The following is a 13498-nucleotide window of genomic DNA, read 5'->3' on the forward strand; positions in this document are numbered from 1 at the left end:
AGCCGTGCCGAATTCCTGTGAAAATCTGTAGTGTTACTGCGCTCGCACCGGTTATTGGCCGAGGCCTGCGACCACTTCCGGCTCGGTCTGCAGAGCCTTCTCCAGCGCCTCGTGCCAGCTTACCTTGAAAGCAGAAACGTAACCCTCAATGACAGCATGGCCGTCAATGCGGATGGCGAAGCTTCCCTCCGTGGTAGATCCAATAGCCTGTGCGTTCAATCCATATTTTACCGCAGTATCTTCGATTGTTCGCACGTTTCTGGAATCGCAGGTTACCAAAGCACGCGAGGCGTCCTCGGCAAACAGCACGCACTCGGCAGGAAGCCCGGCTGAAATCAGCTCCACCTCGGCACCCAGGCCCTTTGGGAAGCCCATCTTGGCCAGTGCCACGGCGATTCCGCCCTCAGCCACGTCGCGAGCCGACTCAACCAGGCCTTCTGCGGCCACCGCCTGCAAAGTTTGCTGCAGCGCCTTTTCGGCCTTCAGGTCGAGAATCGGAGGCACGCCCCACATCTCGCCCAACACGTTCACGGCGTATTCTGACGAGCCAAACTCGACCTGCTCCTCACCGCTATGCGCCTTCTGCCCAGGCGTAATCAGCACAATCGTGCGTCCAGGGGCGCGAGCAGTGGAGGGGACTGCCTTCTTCACGTCCTTGAGGATGCCCACAATGCCCAGCGTTGGCGTGGGGTAGATGCCCTCGCCCAACGTCTCGTTGTAGAAGCTCACGTTGCCGCCCGTGATCGGAGTTTCGAGCGCGGTGCAGGCCTCGGCCATGCCGTCGATCACGTCGGAGAATTGCGCCATAATGGGCGGCTTCTCAGGATTGCCAAAGTTCAGGCAGTTGGTCGCCGCCACCGGTTCTGCGCCCGTCGCGGCCACCATGCGCGAGGCACGTGCCACGTTGTGCATGGCTCCCAGCTTGGGATCGAGATAGCACCAGCGCCCGTTGCCGTAGAGTGCCATGGCCAATCCGCGCTCAGTGGCCTTAATGCGGATGACGCCCGCCAACTCGCCCGGCCCCTGCATCGTGTTCGTCTGCACCATGGAGTCGTACTGCTCATAGACCCAGTGCTTCGAGCAGATATTGGGGCTCGCCAGCAGCTTATGGAATTCGTTGTTGAAATGGTTCTTTGTACCCAATTGCAATGCGCCGGGTTTTTGCTTCGGCACCGGAGCGGTCCACTCGCCCACCTCGCGGTGATACAGCGGAGCGTCATCGGTCAGCGCCTCGTTCGGAATCTCGGCCACCGTAACGCCATGATGCTTCACGCGCATGGTGTTCTCGCCGATCACCTGCCCCACGGTCACGGCGTCGAGTCCCCACTTGCGGAAGACCTTGAAAACTTCTTCCTCGCGGCCCTTCTGCGCGACGAGCAACATGCGCTCCTGCGACTCGCTGAGCATGATTTCGTAGCTGGTCATGCCGGTTTCGCGCTGGGGAACCAGATCGAGTTCGATTTCCAATCCTACGCCGCCGCGGCCGCCGAGTTCGCAGGTCGAGCAGGTCAGGCCCGCCGCACCCATGTCCTGAATGCCGACAATCGCGCCGGTCTTCATTGCTTCGAGGCAGGCCTCGAGCAGCAGCTTTTCCATGAAGGGATCGCCGACTTGCACATTGGGGCGCTTTGCTTCGCTGCCTTCGCTGAATTCTTCGCTCGCCATGGTCGCGCCGTGGATGCCGTCCTTGCCGGTTTTCGAGCCGACATAGATCACCGGATTTCCGGCGCCTGAGGCTGAGGCGTAGAAGATTTCATCTTTCTTTACCAGCCCGAGCGCGAATGCATTCACCAGCGGATTGCCCGCATAGCAGCTCTCAAAGCGGGTTTCACCGCCCACGTTCGGCACGCCAAAGCAGTTGCCATAGCTGGCCACGCCGCCTACCACGCCATCCATCACCGAGTGGTTCTTGTGCAGCGTCGAGCGATCCATGCGGCTGTCGTGCTCGGGCGACACGTGCCCGAAGCGCAGCGAATCCATTACCGCCACCGGCCTTGCGCCCATGGTGAAGATGTCGCGCAGAATGCCGCCAACGCCAGTGGTCGCCCCTTGGAACGGCTCAACAAAGGATGGATGATTGTGCGATTCGATCTTGAACGCACAGGCCCACTCGCCGCCGATATCGATAATGCCGGCGTTTTCGCCCGGTCCCTGCATCACCAGCTTGCTCTTGGTCGGCAGGCGCTTCAGGTGGACGCGCGATGATTTGTAGGAGCAGTGTTCGCTCCACATCACGCTATAAATGCCCAGCTCGGTCATGGTGGGCACGCGGCCCTGCCACTTCACAATGCGTTCGTACTCCTCCGGAGTCAGTCCATGACTGCGGATAATCTCCGGTGTAATCTTCGGCTCTTTTTCTGGGGTAGGCATGGCAGACCCTTTTATTCTCGCATGCCCAATCCCGAGAGCGAAAGCCGCCACCGGGTTTGCGCCACGCAGACAAGGGCCGGATTACTGCGCGTTCTTCGCCAGGTAAGCTCCCACGCCGCGCTCCAGGCGGGCGTAGTCCGACTGCGTAGCCTGCACGAGTGCCTGTTCTGGAGTGTCGCCATCGGCAATCAAGTCGAGCACCCGGCGAACCGCATGCATGCCAAAACTCGTTCGCAGATATTCAGTTACGGCCAGTGACTCTGCGTAAGCAACCTGCGCCTGTTGCGCGTTGAAGCGCAGGAACGAGCCTTCCAGCACGCGCAGCGGAGCCTGCTTGCCGGCCTCGAACATCTGCGCCAGCGGTGCGGCAAATTCACTCGAACTGCGCGGCTCTTCCATTTGCGCCAGCCCCTCGTTGAGCCAGTGCGGGCAGCGCCCATGCGTGAGGGAGTGCACGAATGAATGCGTGAGTTCATGCTTCAGAACCGATTGCAGTTCCGGCGTGACGCTCGTCAGTTCGCGCACCGGAATGCGCAACTTGCCATCGTTCAGCGCGCCAGACCATTGCGGCGCGCGCGTCACGTCGTAGAACTGCTGTTGCGTGTAGAGAATCACGGTGATCGTGTTTCCCGGAGCAAATCCCAGCTCGCGCTGCAGTTCCAGATACTGGCGCTCGAGCGTCTGCATCAGCTCCGTCGCAAAGCTGAAGCTTGTATCGCGTCCCTCGTACCGCAACACAAAATGTGATCCTTCGCGCTCATGGAAGGTGCCCTCGACATCTCCCTCGCGATGCGCCTTTTCGAGGTAGGCCTTGATGGTCGGGTTAGGGCTAATCTTCTGTGCTTTCTCCCAGCTCTCAATCGCCTCGGCGAATCGACCAGCATCGTAATAGGCCAACCCGGCGATCTGCATCCCCTGCACCGAATGCGGAGCCATGGAGAGCGCCTTCTGCGCCTCGCTTACCGCCTCCTGGTACTGTCCACCATCGAGCAGCAGCACGGCATACCAGTCGTGGAGCTCGGGTCGTTGCGGCTCAAAATCCACGCATCTGCGCATATAGCGTCGCGCGGCCTCGCCGTCTCCATGCTCAAACGAATACTGCGCGGCGAGGAAGTTGGCCGCAGCCGCGCGCGTTGCATTTCCTCCGGCTTCAATCTCGAACAGCATGTGATCATTGACGCGGCCATAGCTCACCACCTGCCTGGAAAGTGCTTCCATGTCCACGCCCTGCACGGGCGGAACCTTCGGCAGGGCCGTTGCAAGCTGGCTATGGGAGACATGAGGGCGAGTGCCGGGAGCGGCGACGGTTGGGGCAGGTTCCTTCGGAGGCGCAATCAGTCCGCTCTTCGACGTGCCAATCGAGATGCCGAACTGGCTGGCATGTTCAACGCTTGCGACCGATGCTTTCGGCACCGAGTAATGCGTGTTGCCGATGCTGTACTCCACGGTGTCGCCCTTCTCCGTCACCGTGTTGGCGGAGATCGTCGTGCCATTCTTCAGATGGATCGAGTCAGCCCAGCAGGTTCCTGCTTGCAACAGCAGGAGGACCGCAAGAAGGGAATGCATTGAAAGTGCCATGGCGCGCTCCGGGCATCAACTCTCAATAAGATGCACTTCGGAACTTCGCCGTGCGAGATCCTGCCTGCCAATGTTTATTCTTAGAGTTTCATTGTTGAACGAAGCGAGTCCCGCGCCTATTGCACCTTCACCGGCACCATCTCGCGTTCGGCGCGACCATCCACAAACCGCAGGCATGGAATTTCCAGCACCAGAACATGGTCCAGCAGGTTGGGCCTCATGCGGAATGCGCCCTGCTCAAACGATAGCTGCACCTTGCTGCCATTGATCGTCTGGGGCGATTCGATCGGCGCGGCAGGATTGGCGCACATATACAGCGAGGCCACGTCGCAGAATTGCAGAACATCGACCAGCGCATGCACTTCTTCCAGCGCCAGCCCGGTCATCGGCAGCAGCCGGTCCACCCGCGACGCCTCGCGGTTCAGGAACTGCTCGACCTGCGATTTCTGCTCCGGCGTGCCTGAGCCGTGTTCGAGAAACGGATGCGTCAGGCGTGCAAAGTGTGCGCTCACCAGCAGGCCGCCCAGCGGTCCCGTGCTCTGCGCCGCCTGTATTGACCCCATCCACGCCTGCAAAAAGCGCTCCGGTGCCGTGTTGATGAACGAAACCGGCGCGCCCGAGTCGTTCTGTTTCGGCTGCATCGGCGAGTCGATGTCGCCGTCGAAGGGCATCCAGCCCACGTCGTGCATGGCAATCGCCCGCACCACGGCGTCGTTCACATTCGGCACTTTCACGGCGTCGAAGGCTGCCGCCAACTCACCCGAAATCCGCGCATGGTCCGGTTGCGTCACGAACCAGTCGGTTACAGCGGCGTTGCGCTGCACCTCGGCAATTGCCTCAAATGCCGGACGTGCGTCGCCCGTGGATTCCTGCGCCGACAACTTGCTCCGAAAGATCAATTTCCGTGCCTCACGTTCTCGATTTTGCTGGCCCGCCTCGGCAATGACCATTGCGTTAAGATGGTACCTGATTGCAGCCAGGACAGCCCCGAATGTACTTCGTTCTCACCCGTTTCCGCGGCATCGCCATTTCGCTGTGCGCACTCGTGCTGCTCGCTCTCGTGGGCTGCGATGCCGAGCCGCGAAAGTCTGACGCGGAACTCGGGCTCAACCCCACCCAGGCCATGGGACGCCATGTCTTTGATGCCAACTGCGCGCGCTGTCACGAGCCCTATTCGAAGCGCGGTCTGCATGGCCCCAGCCTGCGCAACATCTACAAAAAACAGTACTTGCCTAGCGGCATGCCAGCCAATGACGACCGCATCACCGAGGTCATCCAGCGTGGACGGGCCAAGATGCCGGCCTTCGGAGGCACGCTCTCCGATTCGCAGATCGCCGCCCTGCTCGCCTATCTCAAGACGCTCTAGCCCGGGAGGCCAAGGCGTAGAATGAGTCTTTGTCGATGCCCGCGCATCGTACACTTAAGAGAACCCGATGGCGACCTCCGAGCTGATCCAGATCCAGACCGTCCCTGCCGCACCGGCGCCCAAGCCGCGCTGGTTGCGCGCCAAGGCCCCCATGGGCGAGCAGTATCACGAACTTAAGAAGCTGGCCCGCGGCCTTTCGCTCAACACCGTTTGTGAATCCGCCCACTGCCCCAACATCGGCGAGTGCTGGAACCATCGCACCGCGACATTCATGTTGCTGGGAAATCTTTGCACCCGGCGCTGCGGATTCTGCGCCGTTCCCAAGGGGCGTCCTGAGGCGATTGATTACGACGAGCCGCGCCGCGTGGCCGAAGCTGTCTCCGAACTTGGATTGAAATTTGCCGTTGTCACCAGCGTGAATCGCGACGACGACAACATCGGCGGAGCCAAGGTCTTTGCCGAAACCATCCGCGAAATTCGCCGCCTCCAGCCCGACTGCTCCGTCGAGGTGCTCATCCCCGACTTCCAGGGACGCGAAGACTGCCTGCAAATCGTACTCGATGCCCGGCCCGACATCCTGAACCACAACACCGAAACCGTGCCGCGCCTCTATCGCGTCGCCCGCAGCGGTGCCCGTTACGAACGCACACTGCACCTGCTCGCCCGCGCCAAAGAGCTCTCGTCTGATACGGTGACCAAGACCGGAATCATGGTTGGCCTCGGCGAAGATATGGATGAACTGCTGCAGGTCTGCCGCGATCTCTCCGAGCAGAAGGTGGACATTCTCACCATCGGCCAGTACCTGGCGCCCTCGCGCGATCATCTGCCTGTAAAGCGCATGTATCCGCCCGAGGACTTCGCCCTGCTCAAGCAGGAAGCGCAGAAGATGGGCTTCCGCCACGTCGAATCCGGCCCACTCGTCAGGTCGAGCTACCATGCGCATGAGCAGGCGGAGAGCACAAAGAACAACAACAGGTAGTAACTGGCGCAAAGAAGAACATCGTTATAACCGCTAGCGCGCCTTTCGGCTGCCTAGCGGTTTTTCTTCATTGGCGGAACGAACTTGTAGTCGATGTCCCAGGGGAAGTAGATCCACTTGTCCTGGCTGAATTCCTTCACGCACACATCGACCACCTGCCGTCCTCTTGGCTTGGCGTATAGCGTGGCGAAATACGCCTTGGGCAGCAGCTTGCGGATGACGCGCGCGGTGTTGCCGGTATCGACCAGGTCGTCGATCAGCAGGAATCCTTCTCCGTCGTGTTCCACACCCTTCAGGATCGTGACCTCGTGGCGCTTGTTTTGTGCGCCGTCTTCAGCCGCCGAGTAGTAGCTGGACGCGCAGATCGTGTCGAGCAGATGCAGTTCCAGCTCGCGGGCGACCAGCGCTGCCGGAATCAAGCCGCCACGCGCAATGGCGATAATGCCCTTGAACGGGCCTCGTTCCACCAGTTCGCGACACAGAATGCGCGTATCCCGGTGCAGTTCGGGCCATGAAATCACGATGTCATCGCGATATGGGCTGGTGATCGTGTCGGCCAGGGACTGATTTTCGCTGTGCATAGCTAATACTTTATGTGCGAAATGACCGTATCGCCAAACAGAAAGCAACGCGGACGGCTCCAAGAATTGGTTCAGCTCTGGAAAGCTCAATTTACCGGGAAAGGAGGAACTTGGCAGAAGAATAGGGCTGCAACTCGCCTTCGCCGCAGCCCTCGATTGTGGATGCGGTTATGCGGACTTCAGATTGCCACATTCGACAGCGCAGAACGCGCTTAGCCCTAAGCCGAGTCTGTCATCAGCAAGGCACAGCAATGAGGATTGAAACTGTCCCAAAATTTTGCATTGCATCGGAGCTGCTTTCGGAACAACATCCCGCGTTCAAGCCTGTGCTCTGTGTTGGGAGTTCCCCATACTCCAGCGAGACGAGAATCGAAAGTGAATTTCTCCGGAATCATTTGTAAAGGAGCAGAAGCCATGGCCGTCACGCAGACACAAAAAAACAAATTCGAATTGCTCAACTTCTCTCAACCACAGGAACGGCGGGAGTTTCCGAAGGGCCAGCTTGAACTCCTCAAGGTTGGTGACGTGACCTTCGGGCGCGCAACTTTTGAGCCCGGATGGAAATGGTCACAGCACGTGAAGCCAATCGCCGGAACCAATACCTGCCAGGCCTCGCATCTCGGATTCCAGTTGAGTGGCACCATGCACATCAAAATGGATGACGGCTCCGAGCGCGATATCCATCCCGGCGAGGTCGCCAGTATTCCTCCGGGACATGACGCCTGGGTTGTCGGAAATGAACCCGTGATCTTCATCGACATCACGGGAATGGAAGAGTACGCCAAGCAAAGAAAAGCTGCGTAGATGATCTGACTACCTAGCGATCGGAGTGGTGTCAGCTTCGGCAGAGGCGGCACCACTCCACGATGTTTGTGGCAGCTTATTCTTTGCGGAGTTCGCCCAGCGTGCTCACCGCCGCACTGGTCATCAGCAGCAGGTCGGTTTCGACTACGACAAGCCTCGAGCCTTTTTGGATCTCGCTGGCAGCCATCGCCCTCGTGCCGCAGAAGATGCCGAATGGAATTGACGCCTGCGCGCAAGCAGTTCGAATCGCTTCGATGGCGGCCCGCACCTCAGGATGCCCAATGTCTCCAGTTCGTCCCATGCTCGCCGAGAGGTCGTAAGGGCCTACGAAGATCGCATCCACGCCTTTCACTGCAACTATCTCCTCAATTTGTGCGACGGCTGCTGCGTGCTCCACCTGCAAAATGAGCCCAACCGAGCTGTTCGCCCGCTCGACGTATTCGCCGAACCCGAGCCCGTAGCCATGCGCGCGCCCAATGCCCACGCTCCTTGCGCCCATCGGCGGATACTTCGCAGCGCGAACCGCAGCTCTGGCCTGATCGGCGCTGTTCACCAGCGGGACAACAACGGCGTCGCAGCCCGTATCGAGCGCCTTTGCAAAGTGCTCCGCCGTGTTCGAGGGCAGCCGCAGAACGGTGTAGGCCCGCTCTGCCACTGTCTGAGCGATGGCCTGTGCTGCGGCAACGTCGATCAGCGAATGTTCCAGATCGACGAATAGCCAATCAAAACCGGCGATGGCCAGTGCCTCTGCCACCTCCGGCGACCGGACACTCACCAGCGTTCCGATCATGCACCCGGATCCGCTCAGCTCTTGGAGAAAATTTCGTATTCGTTTCATCGCAGCTCTTCCGAGATGATTGTATGCGTCCCGTCAACACACATCGAAGCACCTCTCCGGCAGCAATCAACCTGCGATGTTTTTGCGGAACTCACATGCATTGTCCTCACTTCAACATCATCCAATAGCGCATGCCAGAACGTCGCCTCCTGAGTACATGGAAGGAAATTGCCTCCTACCTCAATCGCGGAGTGAGAACCGTCCAGCGATGGGAGTTGACCTACAAAATGCCGGTTCATCGCCTCGATGTGGATGCGTCGGTGTTTGCTTACGCCGACGAGATCGATGCCTGGATGCAGCGCACCAAAACCGACAGTGTCCCGTATGTGCGTCCCACCGTGGTAGTCCTCGACCTCGCGATGCCCAACGCGCTTTCCACACTCAAGCTTGAGCTGGAAGGTGCAAAGTTCAACGTGCTTACGGCCTTCAGCTCGGCCGAAATGCTCGCCACCGCTGCGCGTTACGACGTGGATGGATTCGTCGTGGATGCCGTCATTCTCGACGTGCATCCAGCCGAGATCGGATGCAAGCTGAAGCGACTTTATCCGAATAAGCTGCTCGTGCTCCTGGGCGATGATCCCGTTGACGCCTACGACCACGTCATCGCTCCCGGGAACATGGCCGAGCTCATCGACTGCCTGGTGCAGAAATTCGGTATGCCTCGGCTCGCCTAACGACCAGACGAACAGCAGCCGGGCACCCCAGGTTCGCGCCTGTCACCACGCTAACCCGGAACAAGGAAACGCTCGCTCGACCTCTCGTGGGCCGGGACACAAACTGCTAATGCTTGAACACGCCGAGGAAGTTAGGGCTGCGCGCGTCGATCATCGCAATGCCTTTATTGCTCTTCTGGCTCGTTCCATACACGGCGGCCCACAGCAGCTTGTTCGATTTCGTATCCATGCCGAGTTCGTAGTACACGGGTTGTTTCGCGTCTCGCTTGATCAGGTCGGCGCCGCCGTGTTCCTTCGAGATCTTGGCCGCAGCGTCTGAATCCACCATGACGTCATGGGTTGAAAACGTCAGCACCGTCGCGCCTGCCGCATACGGAAACTCGCGGTTTGCCGTCACCCCAAATGCTGGACTCTCCTTCAACAGGCTGCCCGAGCACATATACGTGCGCGACAGTCCGCGGCTGGCCGAGGCGAAGAACGCTTTCCACACCGTCGCCTTGCCCTCCTGCCCATTCGATTCGGCGTTGACCTCCGACTCCATGTGATAGGGCAGGGCATCGGGCTGCCATTTCAAGGCCATGTATGACATGCGCTCCAGGCACGGACGCGCCGTGAGCAAGGTGACTTCCTTCTTTTCCGCTGGCTTGGCCGCTTCGACGGAAGTTGGTTTGGTTGGTTCTGAACCGCACGAGCAGAGCAGTAGTAGAGCGCCGGCGACTAGAGAGAAACTAAAGCGGGTAGTCATGAGTTCACCCTCAAACGAGAATTCTGTTCTCACTTCAGAGCGCCCATACTCTACTCCCGGCGGCTTCATACCGCTTCTGTTTTCGTGCGCGGAGCGGCACATTTCTTCCCGAACCGGAGCGCCAGCGCCAGATCAAATAAAAAAGCCCGCGATGTTCCGCGGGCCGTCGTTTCGAGCAGAGTTGATTTACCAGACGTGGCAGGCGTTCACCGGAACCATCGCATCGCCCGGCTTGCAGCCGAACGCCTTGGGGAACTCCGGCGAGTTCTGCACCGTGCCAATAACGCGGAACTTGCCCGGCGAGTGCGGGTCCGTCAGTGCCAGTTCGCGAGCGCGCTGCGGCGTCACGTTTTCGCACCACACCTGCGCAAAACCGATGAAGAAGCGCTGCGACGGAGTGAAGCCATCGATCGGCTGCTTCATCTTGTCGCCAAGCTGCTTGGTCATCGCCATGTATGCCAGTTTCAGACCGCCATTGTCCGCCGTGTTTTCGCCCAGCGTCAGCTTGCCGTTCAGGTGCACTTCGCCCTTGTCGTCCTTTACGGAAACGAAGTTCGAGTACTCATCGGCAACGCATCCAGCGCGCTTTTCAAACTCAGGACCATCCGCCGGACCCCACCAGTTGGTGAAGTTTCCGTCGCCATCAAACTTGCGTCCCTGGTCGTCGAAGCCGTGCGTCAACTCGTGTCCGATAACCACGCCGATGCCGCCATAGTTCACCGACTCATCGACCTTGGCGCTGAAGAAAGGCGGCTGCAGGATTCCGGCAGGGAAGTTGATGTTGTTTTCGCTCGGGCTGTAGTAGGCGTTCACCGTCGGAGGCGTCATGCCCCACTCGGTCTTATCCACCGGCTTGCCCAGCTTGTCGAGGTCGCGCTTGATCTCAAAAATGCTGGCCTCGCGCGCATTGCCCACAAAGTCGTCACGCTTGATCACGACCTTGCTGTAGTCCTTCCACTTGTCGGGATAGGCGATCTTGTTTGAGACCTTCACCAGCTTGCCGTTCGCGGCCTTCTTCGTCTCAGGGCTCATCCATTCAAGGCTCTGGATGTCTTCTCCCATCGACTTCTCGACCGCAGCCACCAGCACATCCATGCGCTGCTTGGCTTCCTTGCCAAACGCCTTCTCGACGTAGATCGGGCCGAGCGCTTCACCCAGCGCGTTGTCCGTCATCGACGTGCAGCGCTTCCAGCGGGCTTCCAGCTCTTTCTGGCCAGAGAGGAACTTTCCCTGGAACTCGAAGTTCTCTTCCACGAAAGGCTTTGACAGCAGCGAGGCCGATCCCTTCACCACGCGCCAGCGCAAGTAGGTCTTCCAGTTGTCGATCGGCTCGCTCACCAGCAACCCGCTCAGCTTCTGAAAGAAGTCGGGATTGCCAACGTTGAGCGAGTCGAAGTCCCTCGCGCCTACCAGCTTGAAGTAGCGCGGGAAGTCGATTTCCGGTGCCTGCTTCAGCAGTTCGGCGATCGTCATCTTGTGGTCGCGGTTCTTGGGGTCGCGGCGCGATACGCGATCCATGGAGGCATCGGCGATCTTGGTCTCAAGCGCTAGCACCGTAGCCGCGTCCTTCGCTGCCTGCTCCGGAGTTTCGCCCGCCAGCGTCATCATTTTCGTGATGTGCTCGACGTACTTGCCGCGGACTTCCGTCATCTTTGCGTCCTGCTTCACGTAGTAGTCGCGGTCAGCCAGCGTAAGCCCGCCCTGGTCCACGTGCGCAATGTTAATGGTGGAGTTGTGCAGGTCCGGCCCCATTCCAAATCCGAAGATCGGGCGCATTCCCTTGGCGTGCATTTCGGCCACCAGGTCGAGCATTTGCTGCTTGGTGGTGATTGCCTGCACCTTCTTCAGCCACGGCTCAATCGGCTGGATGCCCTTGGCATCGACTGCCTTTTCATCCATGCAGGCGGCGTAGAAGTTGCCAACCTTCTTCTCGTTCGGCGTGTGCTTGCCCGGCTTGGCTGCGTCTTCCAGAATCGCGTGCAGAACGTGCAGGTTGTACTCGCGCAGTTCATCGAAGCGGCCATAGCGCGCCTTGTCTGCGGGAATCGGATGCGATGCGCGCCATCCGCCGCAAGCGTACTGATAGAAGTCCTGGCAGGGATTGGCCGTTAGGTCCATCGCCGATTTATCGAAGCTCACCGGAGCCGGAGGCGCTGATTGCGCCATCGCAGCACCGCAGGCGAGCAGAGCCACGGAGAAAATGTTCAGAAAACGCATTCGGAATCTATCCTCGATTCAAAACCGGTAAGGATCACCACGCCCATATTGAACAGGCACGAAAGAGCCCCTTATCGGTGATTCCTGCGAACTTATCAGGAATGTAGCCGAATTGCGAGTGCCCGTAATGATTCTTTACGATTTCGTTTCAAGGTGACCCACATCCGCCATCTTTTGGCGAATGTGGGAAGCCTGAACTTGCCGAGGGAAGCTGAAATTCAGCATTTGTCTAGAAGATGTGCAGCTTGATACTCAGATACCGCTTCGGATTTTCGCGGATCGCCCGCACCAGTCCGTTGCTTTCGACCAGCAGCTTGTCGGTGTTGTTGTAGAGCGACGGATCTTTCAGCAGCTTACCCGCCGTGCCCTGTCCCGCCTCGAGCTGAGTCGAAATCGTGGAGAGGTTTGTGACCAGCGTATCCAGCTTCTTCGCAAATTCCGGGTCCTTGGCAAATTTCCCAAGCCCGCCCTCCCCGCGATTGATCGAGTCAATCAACTGGTTCGCTTTTACCAGAGTCTGGTTCGCGTTGTCGTAGAGCGACGGGTCCTTCATGAACTTGCCGATGGTGCCATTGCCGTTGTTCACGTTGTCGGCGATGGCGTTCATCTTGTCGACCGCAGCACTGGCGCGATCATAGAGCGAGTCGTCGTTCATCAGTTTGCCCAGGCTGCCGCGGCCATTGTTGATGTCCGTCAGCATGCTGTTCACCTGAGCCACCGAGCTGTTCATGTTGTTGTAGAGCTGCTTGTCATAGATCAGCTTGCCGACCGATCCCTGCTGATCTTCTACCGCGCCCACGATCTTATCCACGCGCTTGATCAGCACGTTCAGGTTCTGCAGCGTCGTCTGTGAACTGCGCACCACATCCTGAATATCGGGCACCGACTTGGAAGGCAGCTCTGCGCCATTCTGCGCCATTGGCTGCTTCGCCTGTGTCGAGTCGATGTCGATGAATGTCTCGCCCAGTACGCCCGAGGTCGAGAGCAGCACCTGCGAATCGCCGTGGATGAAGGGCTGAAACCTCGAGTTGACCTTCATCCGAATCTCTACCGGAGTGCTCGCGCCGTTCGCGTCATGGTGGTTCACCACGCGGATATTCTCCACGTTGCCGATATCGACGCTCTGCAGGCGCACCGGCGCGCCATTGCGCAACCCGCCCGCGCTGTCCGTGTAGGTCACATAGCGCAGCGTCGGCGTAAACAACCCTGTCGTACCGCTCATCAGGAAGACGAGAAATGCCAACACTATTGCGGCGAACACAACAGTCAGCCCCACTCGAAGCTGAGCCCAGCGAAGTTGCTTTTGACTAGGCACGGTATCTCCAATCGCGACTGCTTCGAATCAT

Annotated in this window: 12 protein-coding genes; 4 read left to right on the top strand and 8 right to left on the bottom strand. The window is 59.1% G+C overall.

The features are described 5' to 3' along the window. Positions 1-51 precede the first annotated feature (51 nt). The 3 genes from purL to AC6IY8_RS16585 all read right to left on the bottom strand — a co-directional run bounded on the left by purL (position 52) and on the right by AC6IY8_RS16585 (position 4847). The gene (gene purL / locus AC6IY8_RS16575; protein WP_497775723.1) at positions 52-2370 is read right to left on the bottom strand and encodes a phosphoribosylformylglycinamidine synthase subunit PurL; all 2319 of its coding nucleotides are present in this window, start codon (positions 2368-2370) and stop codon (positions 52-54) included. An 81-nt stretch (positions 2371-2451) separates the two neighbouring features. Further along, complete coding sequence (locus AC6IY8_RS16580; RefSeq protein ID WP_497775724.1) at positions 2452-3948, bottom strand: tetratricopeptide repeat protein; 1497 nt, start codon at positions 3946-3948, stop codon at positions 2452-2454. Positions 3949-4064: 116 nt separating this feature from the next. Next, entirely contained in the window at positions 4065-4847 is a 783-nt protein-coding gene (locus AC6IY8_RS16585; protein WP_497775726.1) for a DUF3891 family protein, read from the bottom strand. A 92-nt stretch (positions 4848-4939) separates the two neighbouring features. Here AC6IY8_RS16585 and AC6IY8_RS16590 point away from each other — a divergent pair, with 92 nt between their 5' ends. Both AC6IY8_RS16590 and lipA read left to right on the top strand, forming a co-directional pair. Further along, positions 4940-5314 (top strand): c-type cytochrome, encoded by a 375-nt coding sequence (locus AC6IY8_RS16590; protein ID WP_497775728.1) that lies wholly within the window; start codon positions 4940-4942, stop codon positions 5312-5314. A gap of 67 nt (positions 5315-5381) precedes the next feature. Then, on the top strand, positions 5382-6293 hold the full coding sequence (gene lipA, locus AC6IY8_RS16595; protein WP_497775730.1) for a lipoyl synthase: 912 nt from the start codon (positions 5382-5384) through the stop codon (positions 6291-6293). A 53-nt stretch (positions 6294-6346) separates the two neighbouring features. Here the strand turns inward: lipA and gpt are convergent, their stop codons facing one another. Continuing rightward, positions 6347-6874 carry a xanthine phosphoribosyltransferase gene (gene gpt, locus AC6IY8_RS16600; protein ID WP_497775732.1) on the bottom strand — a complete coding sequence of 176 codons (528 nt, stop codon included), beginning with the start codon at positions 6872-6874 and terminating at the stop codon, positions 6347-6349. A 414-nt stretch (positions 6875-7288) separates the two neighbouring features. Here gpt and AC6IY8_RS16605 point away from each other — a divergent pair, with 414 nt between their 5' ends. Beyond that, positions 7289-7678 carry a cupin domain-containing protein gene (locus AC6IY8_RS16605; RefSeq protein WP_497775734.1) on the top strand — a complete coding sequence of 130 codons (390 nt, stop codon included), beginning with the start codon at positions 7289-7291 and terminating at the stop codon, positions 7676-7678. A 76-nt stretch (positions 7679-7754) separates the two neighbouring features. Here the strand turns inward: AC6IY8_RS16605 and AC6IY8_RS16610 are convergent, their stop codons facing one another. Further along, on the bottom strand, positions 7755-8516 hold the full coding sequence (locus AC6IY8_RS16610) for an HpcH/HpaI aldolase family protein (RefSeq protein WP_497775735.1): 762 nt from the start codon (positions 8514-8516) through the stop codon (positions 7755-7757). Positions 8517-8647: 131 nt separating this feature from the next. Here AC6IY8_RS16610 and AC6IY8_RS16615 point away from each other — a divergent pair, with 131 nt between their 5' ends. Then, the gene (locus AC6IY8_RS16615; RefSeq protein WP_497775736.1) at positions 8648-9190 is read left to right on the top strand and encodes a response regulator; all 543 of its coding nucleotides are present in this window, start codon (positions 8648-8650) and stop codon (positions 9188-9190) included. A 106-nt stretch (positions 9191-9296) separates the two neighbouring features. Here AC6IY8_RS16615 and AC6IY8_RS16620 read toward each other — a convergent pair whose 3' ends face one another. The 3 genes from AC6IY8_RS16620 to AC6IY8_RS16630 all read right to left on the bottom strand — a co-directional run bounded on the left by AC6IY8_RS16620 (position 9297) and on the right by AC6IY8_RS16630 (position 13467). Continuing rightward, complete coding sequence (locus tag AC6IY8_RS16620; protein WP_497775738.1) at positions 9297-9935, bottom strand: hypothetical protein; 639 nt, start codon at positions 9933-9935, stop codon at positions 9297-9299. A gap of 186 nt (positions 9936-10121) precedes the next feature. Continuing rightward, complete coding sequence (locus AC6IY8_RS16625) at positions 10122-12152, bottom strand: M13 family metallopeptidase (protein WP_497775740.1); 2031 nt, start codon at positions 12150-12152, stop codon at positions 10122-10124. A 229-nt stretch (positions 12153-12381) separates the two neighbouring features. Then, positions 12382-13467 carry an MlaD family protein gene (locus AC6IY8_RS16630; RefSeq protein WP_497775741.1) on the bottom strand — a complete coding sequence of 362 codons (1086 nt, stop codon included), beginning with the start codon at positions 13465-13467 and terminating at the stop codon, positions 12382-12384. Positions 13468-13498 lie beyond the last annotated feature (31 nt).

This window comes from Koromonas soli, assembly GCF_059726265.1.

Excerpts from the sequence above, each read along its gene's own strand:
- purL (WP_497775723.1), bottom strand. The coding sequence starts at position 2,370 with ATGCCTACCCCAGAAAAAGAGCCGAAGATTACACCGGAGATTATCCGC.
- AC6IY8_RS16580 (WP_497775724.1), bottom strand. The coding sequence starts at position 3,948 with ATGGCACTTTCAATGCATTCCCTTCTTGCGGTCCTCCTGCTGTTGCAA.
- AC6IY8_RS16590 (WP_497775728.1), top strand. The coding sequence starts at position 4,940 with ATGTACTTCGTTCTCACCCGTTTCCGCGGCATCGCCATTTCGCTGTGC.
- lipA (WP_497775730.1), top strand. The coding sequence starts at position 5,382 with ATGGCGACCTCCGAGCTGATCCAGATCCAGACCGTCCCTGCCGCACCG.
- gpt (WP_497775732.1), bottom strand. The coding sequence starts at position 6,874 with ATGCACAGCGAAAATCAGTCCCTGGCCGACACGATCACCAGCCCATAT.
- AC6IY8_RS16605 (WP_497775734.1), top strand. The coding sequence starts at position 7,289 with ATGGCCGTCACGCAGACACAAAAAAACAAATTCGAATTGCTCAACTTC.
- AC6IY8_RS16610 (WP_497775735.1), bottom strand. The coding sequence starts at position 8,516 with ATGAAACGAATACGAAATTTTCTCCAAGAGCTGAGCGGATCCGGGTGC.
- AC6IY8_RS16615 (WP_497775736.1), top strand. The coding sequence starts at position 8,648 with ATGCCAGAACGTCGCCTCCTGAGTACATGGAAGGAAATTGCCTCCTAC.
- AC6IY8_RS16620 (WP_497775738.1), bottom strand. The coding sequence starts at position 9,935 with ATGACTACCCGCTTTAGTTTCTCTCTAGTCGCCGGCGCTCTACTACTG.
- AC6IY8_RS16625 (WP_497775740.1), bottom strand. The coding sequence starts at position 12,152 with ATGCGTTTTCTGAACATTTTCTCCGTGGCTCTGCTCGCCTGCGGTGCT.